The 15,381-nt window shown below is 32.3% G+C and carries 21 protein-coding genes; 3 read left to right on the forward strand and 18 right to left on the reverse strand.

The features are described from left to right. Positions 1-2: 2 nt before the first annotated feature. Both LNP27_RS00795 and LNP27_RS00800 read left to right on the forward strand, forming a co-directional pair. Positions 3-653, forward strand: coding sequence for a tyrosine-type recombinase/integrase (locus LNP27_RS00795; RefSeq protein ID WP_229942651.1), 651 nt, complete (start codon positions 3-5; stop codon positions 651-653). Continuing rightward, positions 632-1,747, forward strand: a complete 1,116-nt coding sequence (locus LNP27_RS00800) for an IS91 family transposase (protein WP_229941399.1) — start codon at positions 632-634, stop codon at positions 1,745-1,747. The genes LNP27_RS00795 and LNP27_RS00800 overlap by 22 nt, the downstream gene beginning before the upstream one ends. Before the next feature lie 222 nt (positions 1,748-1,969). Here LNP27_RS00800 and LNP27_RS00805 read toward each other — a convergent pair whose 3' ends face one another. From LNP27_RS00805 to LNP27_RS00880, 16 genes are all read right to left on the reverse strand, one after another. Next, positions 1,970-2,440, reverse strand: a complete 471-nt coding sequence (locus LNP27_RS00805) for a hypothetical protein (protein ID WP_229942652.1) — start codon at positions 2,438-2,440, stop codon at positions 1,970-1,972. Between the two features lie 363 nt (positions 2,441-2,803). Beyond that, complete coding sequence (locus tag LNP27_RS00810) at positions 2,804-3,751, reverse strand: alpha/beta fold hydrolase (RefSeq protein ID WP_229942653.1); 948 nt, start codon at positions 3,749-3,751, stop codon at positions 2,804-2,806. 142 nt (positions 3,752-3,893) lie between these two features. Beyond that, positions 3,894-4,274: a hypothetical protein gene (locus tag LNP27_RS00815; protein WP_229942654.1), complete on the reverse strand. Its 381-nt coding sequence runs from the start codon at positions 4,272-4,274 to the stop codon at positions 3,894-3,896. Between the two features lie 11 nt (positions 4,275-4,285). Beyond that, positions 4,286-4,468 (reverse strand): hypothetical protein, encoded by a 183-nt coding sequence (locus LNP27_RS00820; RefSeq protein WP_229942655.1) that lies wholly within the window; start codon positions 4,466-4,468, stop codon positions 4,286-4,288. 352 nt (positions 4,469-4,820) lie between these two features. Beyond that, positions 4,821-5,153 (reverse strand): hypothetical protein, encoded by a 333-nt coding sequence (locus LNP27_RS00825; protein ID WP_229942656.1) that lies wholly within the window; start codon positions 5,151-5,153, stop codon positions 4,821-4,823. Positions 5,154-5,358: 205 nt separating this feature from the next. Continuing rightward, a complete protein-coding gene (locus tag LNP27_RS00830) occupies positions 5,359-6,330 on the reverse strand; it encodes a hypothetical protein (protein ID WP_229942657.1) in 972 nt (323 codons plus the stop codon). Between the two features lie 233 nt (positions 6,331-6,563). After that, positions 6,564-7,637: a GTPase gene (locus tag LNP27_RS00835; RefSeq protein ID WP_229942658.1), complete on the reverse strand. Its 1,074-nt coding sequence runs from the start codon at positions 7,635-7,637 to the stop codon at positions 6,564-6,566. 270 nt (positions 7,638-7,907) lie between these two features. Continuing rightward, positions 7,908-8,459 carry a DUF7010 family protein gene (locus LNP27_RS00840; RefSeq protein WP_076388682.1) on the reverse strand — a complete coding sequence of 184 codons (552 nt, stop codon included), beginning with the start codon at positions 8,457-8,459 and terminating at the stop codon, positions 7,908-7,910. A 185-nt stretch (positions 8,460-8,644) separates the two neighbouring features. Further along, positions 8,645-9,199, reverse strand: a complete 555-nt coding sequence (locus LNP27_RS00845; RefSeq protein ID WP_229942659.1) for a GNAT family N-acetyltransferase — start codon at positions 9,197-9,199, stop codon at positions 8,645-8,647. A gap of 172 nt (positions 9,200-9,371) precedes the next feature. After that, a complete protein-coding gene (locus tag LNP27_RS00850) occupies positions 9,372-9,890 on the reverse strand; it encodes a hypothetical protein (RefSeq protein ID WP_229942660.1) in 519 nt (172 codons plus the stop codon). A gap of 43 nt (positions 9,891-9,933) precedes the next feature. Then, entirely contained in the window at positions 9,934-10,473 is a 540-nt protein-coding gene (locus tag LNP27_RS00855; protein ID WP_229942661.1) for a hypothetical protein, read from the reverse strand. 45 nt (positions 10,474-10,518) lie between these two features. Beyond that, positions 10,519-10,668 (reverse strand): hypothetical protein, encoded by a 150-nt coding sequence (locus tag LNP27_RS00860; RefSeq protein ID WP_229942662.1) that lies wholly within the window; start codon positions 10,666-10,668, stop codon positions 10,519-10,521. Between the two features lie 192 nt (positions 10,669-10,860). Beyond that, a complete protein-coding gene (locus LNP27_RS00865; RefSeq protein WP_229942654.1) occupies positions 10,861-11,241 on the reverse strand; it encodes a hypothetical protein in 381 nt (126 codons plus the stop codon). An 11-nt stretch (positions 11,242-11,252) separates the two neighbouring features. After that, complete coding sequence (locus tag LNP27_RS00870; RefSeq protein WP_229942655.1) at positions 11,253-11,435, reverse strand: hypothetical protein; 183 nt, start codon at positions 11,433-11,435, stop codon at positions 11,253-11,255. 147 nt (positions 11,436-11,582) lie between these two features. Then, positions 11,583-12,302 carry a formylglycine-generating enzyme family protein gene (locus tag LNP27_RS00875; RefSeq protein WP_229942663.1) on the reverse strand — a complete coding sequence of 240 codons (720 nt, stop codon included), beginning with the start codon at positions 12,300-12,302 and terminating at the stop codon, positions 11,583-11,585. Beyond that, positions 12,299-12,661 carry a DUF4180 domain-containing protein gene (locus LNP27_RS00880; protein WP_229944085.1) on the reverse strand — a complete coding sequence of 121 codons (363 nt, stop codon included), beginning with the start codon at positions 12,659-12,661 and terminating at the stop codon, positions 12,299-12,301. The genes LNP27_RS00875 and LNP27_RS00880 overlap by 4 nt, the downstream gene beginning before the upstream one ends. Positions 12,662-12,843: 182 nt before the next feature. Here LNP27_RS00880 and LNP27_RS00885 point away from each other — a divergent pair, with 182 nt between their 5' ends. Next, positions 12,844-13,065 carry a hypothetical protein gene (locus tag LNP27_RS00885; RefSeq protein ID WP_229942664.1) on the forward strand — a complete coding sequence of 74 codons (222 nt, stop codon included), beginning with the start codon at positions 12,844-12,846 and terminating at the stop codon, positions 13,063-13,065. 136 nt (positions 13,066-13,201) lie between these two features. Here the strand turns inward: LNP27_RS00885 and LNP27_RS00890 are convergent, their stop codons facing one another. Further along, on the reverse strand, positions 13,202-14,245 hold the full coding sequence (locus LNP27_RS00890; RefSeq protein WP_229942665.1) for a hypothetical protein: 1,044 nt from the start codon (positions 14,243-14,245) through the stop codon (positions 13,202-13,204). 183 nt (positions 14,246-14,428) lie between these two features. Continuing rightward, complete coding sequence (locus LNP27_RS00895; RefSeq protein WP_229942666.1) at positions 14,429-15,250, reverse strand: hypothetical protein; 822 nt, start codon at positions 15,248-15,250, stop codon at positions 14,429-14,431. Between the last annotated feature and the right edge of the window lie 131 nt (positions 15,251-15,381).

The following is a 15,381-nucleotide window of genomic DNA, read 5'->3' on the forward strand; positions in this document are numbered from 1 at the left end:
TTTTGCTAAAATCGGAGGGGTTAGCTTATGAATACTTACGTTTACCTTCTATAAAACACGAGAAAAAACTTCCTGTAGTACTCAGTAAAGCTGAAGTTTGGGCGATGCTTCAAGGGGCCAAACTACTGAAACATAAAATCCTGATTGGTTTGCTTTATGGCTGTGGACTTCGCTGTATGGAGGCTCGTAGTGTACGATTGCAAGATTTAGATTTTGATAGAAAACAACTCAAAGTAGTACAAGGTAAGGGAAAGAAAGACCGTTATGTACCCCTTTCGGTTCATTTGATACGAGGATTGAAGAAATATATTGAAGCCGAAAAACCCAAAGAGTATCTTTTTAATGGTCAGCCGATAGAACGATCTGGAGGCGATTTTGACAATCGATACAGCCAGCGCGGCGTACAATGGGCGGTAAAACAAGTCGCCAAAGCCGTTGGGATTATCAAAGAAGTTCATGTACACACACTACGCCATTCCTACGCCACACATTTGCTTGAAGACGGTATGGATATTATGACGCTCAAAGATCTTTTGGGACATCAAAATATAGAAACAACCATAGAATATTTGCAGATTGCTCAATTAGAGAGCCAACAAAAATTTAGTCCGCTTGATACTCTTTTTGCTCAATGCAGCCCAGGTTTGAAGTAGCCGATGTGCTGAGAAAGCTTGGAACAAGAATTGAAACTTTAGGATTAAACACTTGGCAACTCCGAACTTTATCTGCCCTAAAACGCTGTAGAACATCAGAACTAGGTGGCCATATTGATGCCTGTGATGGTTGCGGAAAAATCAGGATCAGTTACAACAGTTGCCGCAATCGGCATTGCCCAAAGTGTCAGGGTAACAAGCGAGAAGATTGGATTCAGGCAAGAGCCACTGAGCTTTTGCCAGTACCTTATTTTCATGTGGTTTTTACCTTGCCAGATAGTATTAATTCTTTAGCAATTCATCAGCCCAAAATGGTTTATGACATTTTGTTTGAAGCGACTTGGGAAACGCTAGGACAATTTGGTAAAACCAAGGATATACAGACTGGAATGATAGCCGTTTTGCACACTTGGGGACAGCAATTGAGTTTGCATCCGCACTTGCATTGTATTGTTCCTGGTGGAGGAGTGAATAAAGAAGGGAAATGGCAAAATAGCAGAATGGATGGTAAATTCTTGTTTCCAGTAAAAGCTTTATCAAAAGTTTTTAAGGCGAAATATTGCGAAAAACTCAAAGCAAAAGAGCCGATTAAATACGAACAAATACGTCAAGAATTATGGAGAAAACCTTGGGTAGTTTTTGCAAAGAAGCCTTTTGGAAGTCCAAAGACTGTGGTAGAATATTTAGGAAGATACACCCATAAAATCGCCATTAGCAACCATCGAATAAAAAATATTGACAATCAAAACGTCACTTTTGATTACAAGGATTATCGGGTAGCGGGAGCAAAGAAGCAAATGACGCTCACTCACGGGGAATTTATCAGGCGGTTTTCATTGCATGTTTTGCCCAAACGTTTTGTAAAAATCCGTCATTATGGCTTTTTGAGTAGCAGCTGGAAGCGCCAAAAGTTGAAACTTTTGCAGGAGAAACTCAAGGTTAAAACATTGGAAAAAGTAGAAAAAAAGCCCTTTTTACCCAAATGTCCGTGTTGTAAAACTGGGAATTTACACCGAATAGCGGTTTTTGACCAGCGTGGTCCGCCTGCTTGGTATCTTGGCGGTAGCCAAAGTGCTACTTCCTGTGAAAGTTAATTTTATGGGTAAGGGAACTTATGTTCTATTGTGACGTAAAACAGATTAAAACCAACTGAAAAAATACTCCAAAAAAAAAGAGGATACTAAATCCTCTAAATATTCCTCAATTAATTTTGCGATAATTCCATAGTTCCTGCCAGTGACCGGTTCCGTTCAACACGTGCTTCATTGTTGGTGCTTCGCACCCAACGAATCCCTAGCTGTTGGTAGTAGTTGTTTTTATTTAAACATCTCTTTGTATTCGTATTTGAATTTGTATTCGGTTTGTCCCAAATATTTAATTTTTTTCTCAATTTCAGATTTCATAGTCGTATAATTTCTATGGTAAAATTCTGAAATTGAAGCAATTCTTTTGCCTTTACTAAGTATAAAAATATATTCATAAGTACCAGATTTACTTGGTTGAATTGAGACATTAAACCCTTCTAAATCCTTTAACTTAAAAACTTTATTTTTTCCAAGTCCAAAATATTCCCTTACTATAATCTTTTCATTTTGGATTTCTATGTTATGAGCTCTAGTTCTGAATTCAGTTAACCAAAAATAAATTACGAATATCAAATAAAGTATAGGAATAACAATTCCTGCTTTAGACGAATTTATAGTTAAATATAATAATCCCAATGCTGATATTGTCAGAAACGAACAAATGATGATTGGAAGGATAGCAAATTTTGTTTTGTTATCCATTTGAGTATTTGTTATTGTGTTTTCCACTTTCGGCTCTATTTTTTTGCGTTAATGTTATATTTTTAATTTGTAATTTAAACTTTTTTCAGCTTTTTAATATCAATTATTAACTGTCAATTTCTAATTATTTCTTTCTTTTCGCGTATTTTTGGAAGTAACTGGCTACTAACGGAAAAAGTATTTGCGAAGGGCGGGCTAAATTTAACTGAAAGTTCAATTTCGACCAACCGGAGCAGATGCTTTTTCAGATTGTTAAAATTAAGAAAAAAACAATATGAAAAGCAGCTGCGGCTAAAGAAAACCAGCGGTGATTTTATATATTCAACCCCGCCTTTTGCAAATACAATGTTACCTGCTGTCTCTTTATTCCCGAAGCCATTTATTTAGTTCGTTAAAAGTTTGTTCTCTTTGTTCAATCCAAGGAAAATGTCCTGCTTTATCAACAATTACCAATTTAGAATTTGGTAAACGAAGATGCAATTCTGTTGCAAATTCAGGCAAGTTATTTGTGTCATATTTCCCGTTAATAATTAAAATTTTTGTTTTTAAATCTTTAAATTTCTTTTGAATTTGTAAATATTTGTGGCGTTCTTCGGGCGTTTCCTGATAATAATTGTCTGCTATCGGTTTTCTTCTTCCCGCCTTTGTAACTTCTTTAACAATTGCGATAACTTTTTGAGCAGTTTCTTCATTGTAAGTCCACCATTTTGTTCTTGCAGTAGAAATATCATTTCCATTTTTGTCAAAAGTTGTATTGTTTGCAACCATATAATCCCAATCGTCAATAACTTTTGCAAACCATTTGGATTCTTTGATTCTTTTGTTTTCAGAAAGTTTCCGTCTTTCAATTGATTCATTTTGGCTTCCAACATAACTTGTTCCCGATAAAATTATTCCTGAAACATTTTTTGGAAATTCAACAGCGTATTGCAAAGCAATTGCACTTTGGTCTGAATGTCCAAAAAGCCAAATTTTTTTTGCGCCAAGTTTTTTCCTCAATAACTCAATTTCTTTTACGGAATTTTCAGCGGTATAATCTTCAAGTTTTTTTGGTACCTCAGATTTTCCTGTTCCACGAGAATCGTAATAAACCATTGTAAATTTTTCCTCAAGTGGTTTTAAAGTCATTTCGTAGCCAATTTTTCCCGAACTTGGGTGTCCGATAAGCATAATTGGTCCTTTTCCCTTTACGGTAAAATTGATATTTAAGTTGTCAACTATTTCGGTATGATTTCCATTCTCAATTTTGGAACTTGAAAAGCAGGAAATAAGGAAAGAAAAAATTATAAGTATTCTAAAAACTTCTTTCATAAACGCTATTTTGGTGAGATTGCAGGTAACGTTTCGCAGCTACACGATGCACAAGGATTCGGAACCAGAGTATTTTCGGCTTAACGAAAATATGATGCGAATCGATAATTCCACTAAAGCCTTGTGTATTGTGTAACTGCTGTTATGCCTTCGTGCTTTGTTCTTTATTTGTTTTATCCACTTCTTTTCCGTAAATGTCAAGGTTTTTCTCTTTGGAATATATTTTCCAATTCTTTATTAATTCCTTAAATTCAATTTCGGTACAATTATCAAACTTTTTTAAGGCAAAATACATTGCAGTTATTGAAATAGACCTAACTTTTGAGCGATGTCTTTTTTTGCAATTCGGACACCACATCATTGGGGGGTGAATTTTTCTTTCAGCTCTAATTTGGTTGAGTTTATTATCTAAATCGGCCACAAGTTTAAAATGTTTTGGAATTGTCAAATTAGTCTTCCAATTCTCTTTCAAAAGTTGCTTTAATTCAGGAAACCAAATTGTATGTGCTTCTCCAGATGACATTTGCTTTACTTTTATATTGTATCGTCAGTTTCGTGTTTTTCATTTTCAATTTCATTCATTTCTTCGTGTGTCACTCCATAGGGTGCGCCACCAGAAGTGTATCCAATAATAAAAGCAAAATTTTCATCGCTATCAAATTCAACGTCTTCAACTTTTATTTCTTTGTTTAATTTACGATTTTTTCTTTCGCTCATCTGTCGGTTTTTTAGCATGAGGCATAACGTTCTGGCACTACAGCGGGTTTGGGACTAAATTAAGCTCTATTTTCGGATTTGCCAAATCATCCCAAATACAAAACCATCTTTCCATTAATCCTTATGCCCAAATCCGTTGTAGTGGCTGTTGGCAGATCGGCTGTTTATTTATTTCGTTTGTGCATTCCACTTTATTTCAATTATCTTTTCGAATTGGCAATTCATTTTTGCTGTTTATTTTATTAAACAACTTTTTAAATTTAAAAATAAAAAAAAAAGAAAATTCCTCTTATAAGTTTCTTTTTATATTTGGTTTTTCGTCTGAGAAAAGCCAAATATTTTATTCTTTTTGTTAATCGCGTGATTTATATTTTTTGAATTTTTCATATTCACGATAAATATCATTTTCTACTGGTTTCCATAATTTTATTACTGAGCCCAAAATATCAAATACTTTTCCGTGATTCTTTTCTCCAAAATTTTTCATTTGTTCAAAGTTTGATTTAAAAGTTCTTATATTTTTACATTTTTCTGCAAGTATATCGTATTCCACAGAATTATTATTTTCTGCTAAACTCAGATAGTTTATTAAAATCTGAGAGCAAATCATATTTTCATTCCTAAACCATTTAGCGAGTTTAGGTGTAACTTTGTTTATTTGGTAAATTTCATTTTCGTTAATCATCTTTTAAATATTTTATTTGTTTAAACGATCTTCACTTTTTTCGTCTGCGCACAGCTGTCTGCCAACGTCCCGCTAGTAGGCGATGGTCGGGCTAAATAAAGCTATTATTTTCGGATTATCACTAATTTCCCAAATACAAAACCATTTTCCCATTAAGCCTAATTCCCGACTATTGCTTACTAGCTGTTATAGCCAGTGGTTCTTGTTACTCTTCGTTTGTCGGTATGTGCTTTTCTTTACAATAAGTTTCTACTTCGGTGTCGTTAGCAAAGTAACCGTCGCAAAACTCGTTAAGTTCTTTTTCTGCACCTGAAATATATTTTTCACTGGCTGTCATTAATTTCTCTGTCTGTTCAATAAACTTTTCAAACTCTTTATTCATTTTGCAAAGTTTGTCAATAGTTTTAAAATCTAAATCACGAAATACTGAAGGATAAAGGACTTTACTTTGATACGGATTTGCGTTAAGTTCAATGATCCCAATTCCAAACGATTGACTAAGTCTAGCCATTTCTTCGTTTAAACTATCACTAAATTCAAATGCTACTAAATAACCATAATTCGCCCAACTTGAATTTGAAACTGCTTGGAAAAATGCTTTTTTAAGTTCGCTGTCACTGTTTATTTCTCTTTTTAACTCGTATGAGCTTATTTTAAAAGTATCAACACGATTTATCGACTTTAAAAAATTTTGACTGACTTTTGTCTGCAAATTCAAGAACTTAATTCCAACCATATCGGGATGTGTCCAAATTTGATTATTATCTTTTCCGTTTGATTGTTCGTGAAAAATAGTTTTTGAGTAAGTATCTGTATTCTTTAAATAACTACTTAAAAGTTTGTGTAAGTCTCTTTCGTCATAGGTCTTTGACTTGTTTATTTTGGTAGGTTTTAATATTTGAGTTTCGATGTCTCCACTCAAAATTTCAATACCAATATTTTGTTCGTTTTTTGTCAAGTAGTAGGAATATGTTCCGCCATCTTGTTTAATCCGTTTTACTCTAGTGTCGCCATTGCGTATGAAATCTCCAAGAATTGCTGAAATTGTTGAGCCTGGTGTTTTTGCAACACCAAAGTCATAATAGTTTTTGTCAACAATATGATTTAGAACCGCTAAATAATTGGTTATGTCGTTAATATCTTCTAAACTTTTTAATACGGCTTCTTTTAATGTCATTACTTGTTAGTTTTTGTGTTGCAATTCGGTCTTCTTTACCATTGGCTATAACGTCCCGCAGCTTGGCGATGTGGCGGATTAAGGAAGCCTAAAGTTTCGGTTAAACACGGACTTTGCAAGTACAAAACCAACTTTAAATTAAGCCCAAAACCCGCCATATTGCCAAACTGCTGTTGGCGGTTCGGTTTTTTGTGATTTATAATTTATTTAATAAACGCACTTTTGATATACTTTTATTTTTCATATCTTTTTTTTAACTCTGCTAAAATATCATCTTGACTAATTTCAGTTATGTCTTTATCCTTTAGTAAGTAAGATAAGGTTGAAATATATGCTTCTCCAAAAGCCACAGTAAGTGCTGAAGCTGTTGCAGCGGCAATAGCGCCACCCGCAATGCTGCCTGCTCCAGGAAACATTTTCAATAAATTTGAAACTATTGTTTTTCCAATTAAAGTTGCACCTGCTCCCGTAATTGTGGAAGAAACTAATGTGGATAAAAAGGATTTGTTTAAATCAAAACCAAAAACAGCAGTTATTCCTGCTAACATTCCGACTTGAATTGGAACTAAAAGTGCAGCGTCTGAAAATGGTATTGGAACTGCTCCTGCGCCAGCAGCAGCAGAAGCCGCCGCAACGACAATAGCGTGAGATTTGTTTTTTTTCTGAGTTATACTTACTCTTTGCGCAGCTACAAAAGCATTTTTTTGTCCTTCGGGAACTATTTCCATTGCTAATTCCACAAGTTCATTTAAACCCGTAGGTTTAATAATATGACCATCATCTAAAGTTTGGGCTAAAGAATTGACACGAATAACATTTTTGGCAGACTTCAAAAGATTTTGGACTTCCAATCTAAAACCTTTATCAGCAGATGCTTTTGTTATAATTACAATAACAGGCATATGTTTTGAAAGAATTTTACAAAGTTCAATTTCTGCATCCTCAACTCTTCTAGAGCTTTCATCAATACATATCCAAGCCATATGTATATGTTTCATTGGGTCAGAATCATTGTTTTTTTGAGTTACAAAACTTTCAAGCTCTTTAAATGTTTCATCAAATTTTTGAAGTTCTAAACCTCTAGTATCGTATAAAGTTAAAGGTATTCCATCTTTTTTTATTTCTCTGGTCTCTTGAGTCACTGGTTTACCTTGCCCAGTTGTTGCAAAATTCCCTTGAAAAACAGCATTAATTAGAGTTGATTTTCCAACGCCAGTTTTACCTGCAATTAGTACATTTACTTCGCCTCTATCTTTCATTGCTTTCTTAATTGCATCTTCGATTATTTTTCCAATATTTTCAGACATATTTTTAATTTTCTGTTTAAATTAATATGATTTATTTTTTATTCTAGTAATTATTTAGCGTTTAAAATGAAACTACAAAATTCTTTTCAGATTATGTGAAGACGTCATTTTCGGCTAAACTGACCGCCAACGTTTCGCAGCTTGGCGAAGTGGCGGATTTTACAGCACTTACTTTCAATTTAGCACTAATGTTTATTAGAAATCCGAATGTTCAATTTAGCACTGAACCCGCCATTTTGCCAAACTGCTGTTAGCGGTTCGGCTTTTATTTTATAGTTTAAATTTTCTGTTTTTCAAAATTATAATTGATAGGATATATACTATAACAATAGCTATTGGAATTGTTATAAATCTGTCAGAAGGAAATAAATACCAAAGAACTAAAATTAAAATTGTCCTCAAAATTGAATGAAATAGTCCAACCCAATGGTCAATAATCCAAGTCAATGGAACCCACATTAGCCCTGTCAAAATTCCAACCGTTAATGGAAGAGATGTATAGTCTTCAATAAAAAATGGTATTGCGATTGAATACACTAAAATCGCTTGGGCAACTGTAAGAAAAAAAAGAGTGTCAAAAGTATTTTTAGGCTTGCTTTTGTCAAGATAGTCTTCACCAGTCAACTTTGAAATTCCCATAGCTAAGTAGACAATCGAGCCTGTTGCTATAAACAAAACCCAAACAGTAATATTGTCAGGAAAAAAAAATCCTGAAATAGCAACAATTAACCACGCAATTAATCCAGCAATCGGAGATGCTAAAAGTTTCTTTCGTTTAAATTCTTCTTTTTGTTCTTCAAGTGTTCGTTTATTGTCTGTCATATCGTGTCAATTTGAATTCGTCAGGTCATTTTTTTTAGCTGACCGCTAACGTCCCGCAGCTACAAGGAGTGGCAAACTTCGTAACCGAGACTTTTCGGCTACTACTAAATTTCTTGCGAAACGTAAACGTGAATTTACCGCATAATTTGCCATTTCTTGTAACTGCTGTTGTGCGTTCGGTTTTTTTATTTTAATGATAAACTCATTGTTAAATTATCATAGTATTTTCCATTTAGTTTAAAGTAATTTTTTATAATTCCATTTTCTTTAAAGTTCATTTTTCTATATAAACTTACACCTAATTCATTTTCGCAATAAACTTGAAGCCATAAAAGTTCTAATATTGGATTTTCTTTTGCCCAATTGATAGAATGTTTCATTAGTTGAGTTCCTAAACCAGAATTTCTCCATTCTGTTAACATTCCCATTCCTATAACTCCAGTATGTTGCATAATTACTCTAGAACTTCCTGTAATATCAATATTTCCGATAATTTCACTTTCATATTCGGCAATTAATAACAATGAATTTTCTTTTTGAATAAATGAATTTATCCAGTCTTCTTCTTGTTGAATTGTAAGTTTAATTTCATCAAAAAGTTTTGGAATAAATTCACTATCAACTATATATTTTTTAATAGTTTTCAATAGATTTTCAGCATCAGAAATTTCAGCACTTCTAATTTTTACTTCTTTTGCGTTTTTCAGTTTAACAATTATTGGATTAAATTTTATTTTCATTTTTCTTTCGGTTTTGTACGTTCCAACAAACTGACGCACAACGTTATGCCACTTTGAGATGGCTGGAAGTTCGTAACCGCTCAATTTTCGGCTAAACGAAAACTTGATGCGGAACGATAATTCCACTAAATTCCAGCTAGCTCAAAATGGCGGTTGGCAGTAGGTTTTTTATTTATAATAAATTTCGATAATCAGAATTCAACTTTTCGCCTATTGTTCTATATTTTGATATTGACAATTCATATTCTTTATGCAGTTCATCGTAGTTTCCATAAGAAGTTATAGCTTTATAATTATTTATACTTTTTTGATATAAAAATATTTGTCTTTTTATGAGGAGATTTATGGTTTCTTTTAATGATTTTGAATAAGAAAACAATGTATTGAAATATTTTTTTTCACTTTCATTTAAGTTTAAATATTCTTCTCTTTTGTATTTTTCCAATTCTTCAAATATTTCATTCCATTCTGGCAGAAGATTTTCAGAATAGTTTAAAAGTTCTTCTCCACTGATTCCTTTTCCAAATATGTTTTTAATCAAACTTTTAAATGTTGCTGACTCTTTGAAAATTAGATTATGCACATTTATATAATTAGTTAATCCAATATGTACTTTTGTAGCTAAATTTATTAATTCAAATGATTTATTCATATTTTTTATTTCGTCTTTTTTAATAAAGGTTGGTTTCAATTATGACCTTTCTGTACTTTGTTATGCTGTAGTTCGATGGTTTTTATTTAATCCAATAATTCGATAAACTTTTTGTTATCATAGTTCCTAAAACAAAAAATAAGTGTCTTGAATTTGCAAACTCCTTTATTTCAATGTTATGTGGGTTTTTACTGTATAAATCAATAAAAACCCAAGCACCGATTGCTTCTGATAATTCATCTAAATCTTTGATTTTATTTTTTGATGTTAGGTCATTTATATATCTACCGAATTCGATGATTAATTTTGAACTCTCGGAATTCCAACTAATAGCTTCTTTATTAATTGAAGAGATATATTCTTGTGTTTCTTTAATATTATAAGAATATCCAATTTGTGTCATTACAAATCCAATTGACGCAATTGTTACAAGAGTATCAAATTCTTCAAGTAATCCAGAGTCATTTATTAATGTTAGTTTTGGATATTCATTAACTAGTGGCATATAAAAAGAAACTGCTAATGTATTTGCAACTTTTACTAATTTTAATGCTTCCACAGATGTGTTTTTATTTTCAACCGTATTTTTTTTCTTTCCGAATATTTTTTGAAATATTTTCATATAATAATTGCTATTGTATATTTAACAGTTGATTAGAAAATAAAATTATAGACTGTCTAACTTATCGTTTATTAAATAAAGCTTTCCACTTAATTCAGCATTAGACTTTTTTAGTTCTTTAATATCAGTTTGCAGACTTTCAATTATTGTCATTAAATCGAGGATTGTTTGTTCTAATCTTTGTAAATCTGTCATTTTTTTTCTGTTTTTTTTTGGATAAATGTCGCGAAAATAAAAGTTGTTTTCTTCGATGTCGCGTTAAACTTACTGCCAACGTTTCGCAGCTACACGATGCACAAGGATTCGGAACCAGAGTATTTTCGGCTTAACGAAAATATGATGCGAATCGATAATTCCACTAAAGCCTTGTGTATTGTGTAACTGCTGTTATGCCTTCGTGCTTTGTTCTTTATTTGTTTTATCCACTTCTTTTCCGTAAATGTCAAGGTTTTTCTCTTTGGAATATATTTTCCAATTCTTTATTAATTCCTTAAATTCAATTTCGGTACAATTATCAAACTTTTTTAAGGCAAAATACATTGCAGTTATTGAAATAGACCTAACTTTTGAGCGATGTCTTTTTTTGCAATTCGGACACCACATCATTGGGGGGTGAATTTTTCTTTCAGCTCTAATTTGGTTGAGTTTATTATCTAAATCGGCCACAAGTTTAAAATGTTTTGGAATTGTCAAATTAGTCTTCCAATTCTCTTTCAAAAGTTGCTTTAATTCAGGAAACCAAATTGTATGTGCTTCTCCAGATGACATTTGCTTTACTTTTATATTGTATCGTCAGTTTCGTGTTTTTCATTTTCAATTTCATTCATTTCTTCGTGTGTCACTCCATAGGGTGCGCCACCAGAAGTGTATCCAATAATAAAAGCAAAATTTTCATCGCTATCAAATTCAACGTCTTCAACTTTTATTTCTTTGTTTAATTTACGATTTTTTCTTTCGCTCATCTGTCGGTTTTTTAGCATGAGGCATAACGGTTTGGGTATTGCCGAAGGCGGGGATTTTTAGCACAAAAGTTCAATCGAAGAACTAATGTTGAACTTTGTAAAAATGTCCAATCGAAGCCGTTCAGCCCCGCTTTTGGCAATACCTTGTTAGCGGTTCGTTGTTTTTTCTGTCTTATTTCTCGCAATTCTAAATCCAAGGTCGTCAATTTTAAATTTTAGTGGATGACTTCTTCTTCGAGTTGTCGCCATTACACTTCGTTCTTCGTCTGCCCAACCGCCACCTCTAAAAATTCTATATGAGCCATAAACGGTTTCGTCATAGATGTCTGAACACCATTCCCAAACGTTGCCAAGCATATCATAAAGTCCCCAAGAGTTCGGTTCTTTTTGTCCAACGATATGCGATGTCATTGACGAGTTGTCTTTGTACCAAGCAATTTTATTCAATTCTCCATATCTTATTTTAGTTTCACCTGCTTTACAAGCATATTCCCATTCCGCTTCTGTCGGCAAACGAAATCCATTTGCTGTTTTGTCAAAAGTAATTTCTTCGTATTCATCTGTAACCGCATAACAAGGATTTAGTCCTGTTTGTATTGATAACTTATTGCAAAAAATTACTGCGTCGTTCCAAGTAATAGTTTCAACAGGATATTTATTTCCTTTAATTGTACTTGGTTCTTCCTTTGTAATGTCAAAATACAATTCTTGTGTTACTGGAAATTTTCCAAGCAAAAACGGATTTACTTGAACTGTCCATTTCTGTTTTGTTCTGTCATCTCTCAACTCAATTTCTCCACTTGGTATTTCTACCATTTGGTCATTTATAATTGAACTAAAAGATATTTCTGTATTGGCTGTATTCATTTATTTGTCAATATCTTTACTGCTTCCGATTGTGAAGGAACAAAGTTGATTTGTTTGCCTTTGTTGCTTTCATAGATGAAGTCATTAACACTCTTGCTTGTATATTTTGAGAAGTCTCCAACGATAGCTAAACGTACACGATAATTGGAAAACTTTTGAAGTATTTCACCTGCAATACCGCTTTTTAGGTCGAAAAAGTCAGGCGTAATATTTTTGTCGTAAATTATAATCTTATCAAAGTCTTGGTAGTATAAGTTCCCCAAGAAGTCTAGTCCATCTTCAATGTTGTTTATAAGAGTATCTTCCGAAATCAATTCGGCAATTTTTGTTTCGTTTATATCGTGGGTTTTAATTTTCATTTTGTTGTCTGATGTTTTTTGCAAGGTCGTCCGTTACAATGACCGCTAACGTTTCGTTGCTTGGCATCTGTTGCTGATAACGTGAACGAACTTATGAAAACTAAATTTAATATCAGCAGAGTATTTTCCGCTGAAAAACAAAACGGCAATAGTGCCAAACAACTGTTATAAGCTGTTTTATTATGAAATACTTTATATATTTTGAATCTACCGAAGGAGGTATGGATTCACACAAATACGAGTTTAAAGACGATAATATTGAATTTAGTCTTTATTGTTGGATGAATGAAAATTACGGATGCGATACTTCCGACAAAGAATTAGTTGAATGGGCGAAAACTTGTAAAATAGGCGAATACTTTGAACACAGAATGGGTACGTGTGTTAGGGTAAATAGCTTATAACGTTCCCGCGCTACACGCAGTTTGGGACTAAATTAAGCCCTATTTTCGGATTTGCCAAATCTTCCAAATACAAAACCATATTTAAATTAAACCAAATACCCAAATTGCTTGTAGCGTGTGTTGGCGGATCGGCTTTTTATTTATTCTTGTTTTCGTATTCTTTTTCTGCTTCTATTAAAGGTCTGTGCCAGTCCCATAATTCTTCAAGAGTTTTTAATTCAGAATTTACAGGATTACTTGCACTAAATGCTTCATCCGGAGTCATTGGTAAAATATGTTGGAAATAACTTTCGCTTGTTCTTCTTGGATTATCAGCAAGTGAACTTTCAAAAAAATTATTTGAATAATCATAATGATGTGAATGAATAAAATTATCCCAACTTTCTCTAACAGTTTCTTCATCACGAATGTCAATTATCTCAAACTGCTCCATATTTCTTTTTTCTCCAGTTCCCCAAGATTCATTTAGCAGTTGGACAGCTTCAAGGTCTGATTTCGGAGCGCCATAACCAAAAATTGTTACAAGTTTAGTTGAATCAGAATTTAACCAATATTTTAATCTATCCCATTCAGTATTTATGAATTCGTCATCAGTATAATTTTTTTGCTCAATTGGATATAACAGTTTAGTTGGTTCAAAATATCCACCGTCTTTCCGCATATACATTCCAGCAGGTCCACATCTTTTGTCTTCTGCACTATATCCAATTGCAACGTTTCCGTGAAGAAATGAAAGTCTTGGTAAATCGTTTGTAAATTCTCTATTTCTTATCCAAGCTTGGTAAAGAAAAGGATCCCAATGAAAAGTTGCAATTAGATCTTTTCCTCGAAGTGAAAGAACGAGATAATCATAAATTGTAGGCTCATTTGGTAATTGCATATCTCCAAAATATTCAGATATTCTAAACTCAATTTCTTTAATTAAATCAGATTTTGGATTGTCTTTATGAAGATTACTATATAATGTTTCAAAATTTTTAGCAATTAGATTTTCAGGTAAATTACTAATTAAATCTTCAAGTCCTAAAATCTCAATAAAATTGTCCATTGAAGGCAATTTTTTTCCATATAATTCGCCATTTCTAAAAGTTGAAGCAATGCTTGCACCAGCTCCAAGAATTACGACGTGACCTCCGCCACCCATTACAGTTTTAATTCTATCTTCTTTTGTCTTTGGCATAATATTATATTTTATGTTTTCCGATTTTTTTTGAAGCTGTCCGCCAACGTTCCGGCGCTTGGCGAGGTTGCGAACTACGGAACTGATTATTTTCTATCAAAGATAAAATTTCTTGCGAAACGTAAACGTGAATTTACTACAAAATTCGCAATCTTGCCAAACGCTTGTTGTGCGATGTTTTTTTTATAATTTTATTAATATAACGCTTGTATTAAAGTCTTTAAATCTCATAGTTTTTCTTTCTTCAAGATAGTAATTGGATTCTCTTATTAATTTCAAAAAGTTCTTTTTTATCAAATGTGCTAAATCAAATTTTATAGCAATTTGCTTAAATGAATTATATAAAACTGTTGGATTTATTGCTAAAACATTTGAATCCACTGTATAATATGCTTCATCAAGATATTTTATTGATTCTTTAATTAACAGATTTACGTTAGTTGAGTCTATTTTTTCTGAGTTATTTTCCTCAGATTTATAATATACAATTTTATTATCACTTTTGTTACAGACAGTTTCGAAATAAATTAAGTCGTTTTCGAAAGATTTATATTCAATAAGTTTAATTTTATTCTCAACATTTTCTATTCTGCGAATAGTTGGATGATTAAAATTTTTCGCAATTAATATAATTTCAGGTTTTAATTTATTCTTTAATAGAATATCTTTTTCATTTTGATTTAAGTTTTCAGAACTTAAAACAATTAGATTATAATTTTCAATTATAAAATCAGTGTAATCTAATGCTTGGAAAAGAATGTTTTTATTGTTATCTTTTTTTAATTCAAAGACAGCTAATCTATTTTCATTTATGTTTAAAGCAAAAATATCAATTCTACCACTAATTCCGAATTTTCTAACATCACCTTGAAGTTTAAATTCACTGCTTAAAATTTTATATTCTGGAAATAATATGTGAAAATTATTTACAACTTGTTTTTGTAAATAATTTTCGGTTATTGAATTTTCATTAAATTTTGAATTGCTATTTATATCTAAAATCATTTTATTAAGTTCGAATTTTCAAAATATCGCACAACGGTTTACGGCTTGGCGATGTGGCGGAAATCGAAGCACAAATGTTCAGTTTTGCACAAAAGTTCAATCGAAGAATTGAACTTGAATTTAGCACTTCA

It is taken from the genome of Flavobacterium galactosidilyticum (genome assembly GCF_020911945.1).
GTDB lineage: Bacteria > Bacteroidota > Bacteroidia > Flavobacteriales > Flavobacteriaceae > Flavobacterium > Flavobacterium galactosidilyticum.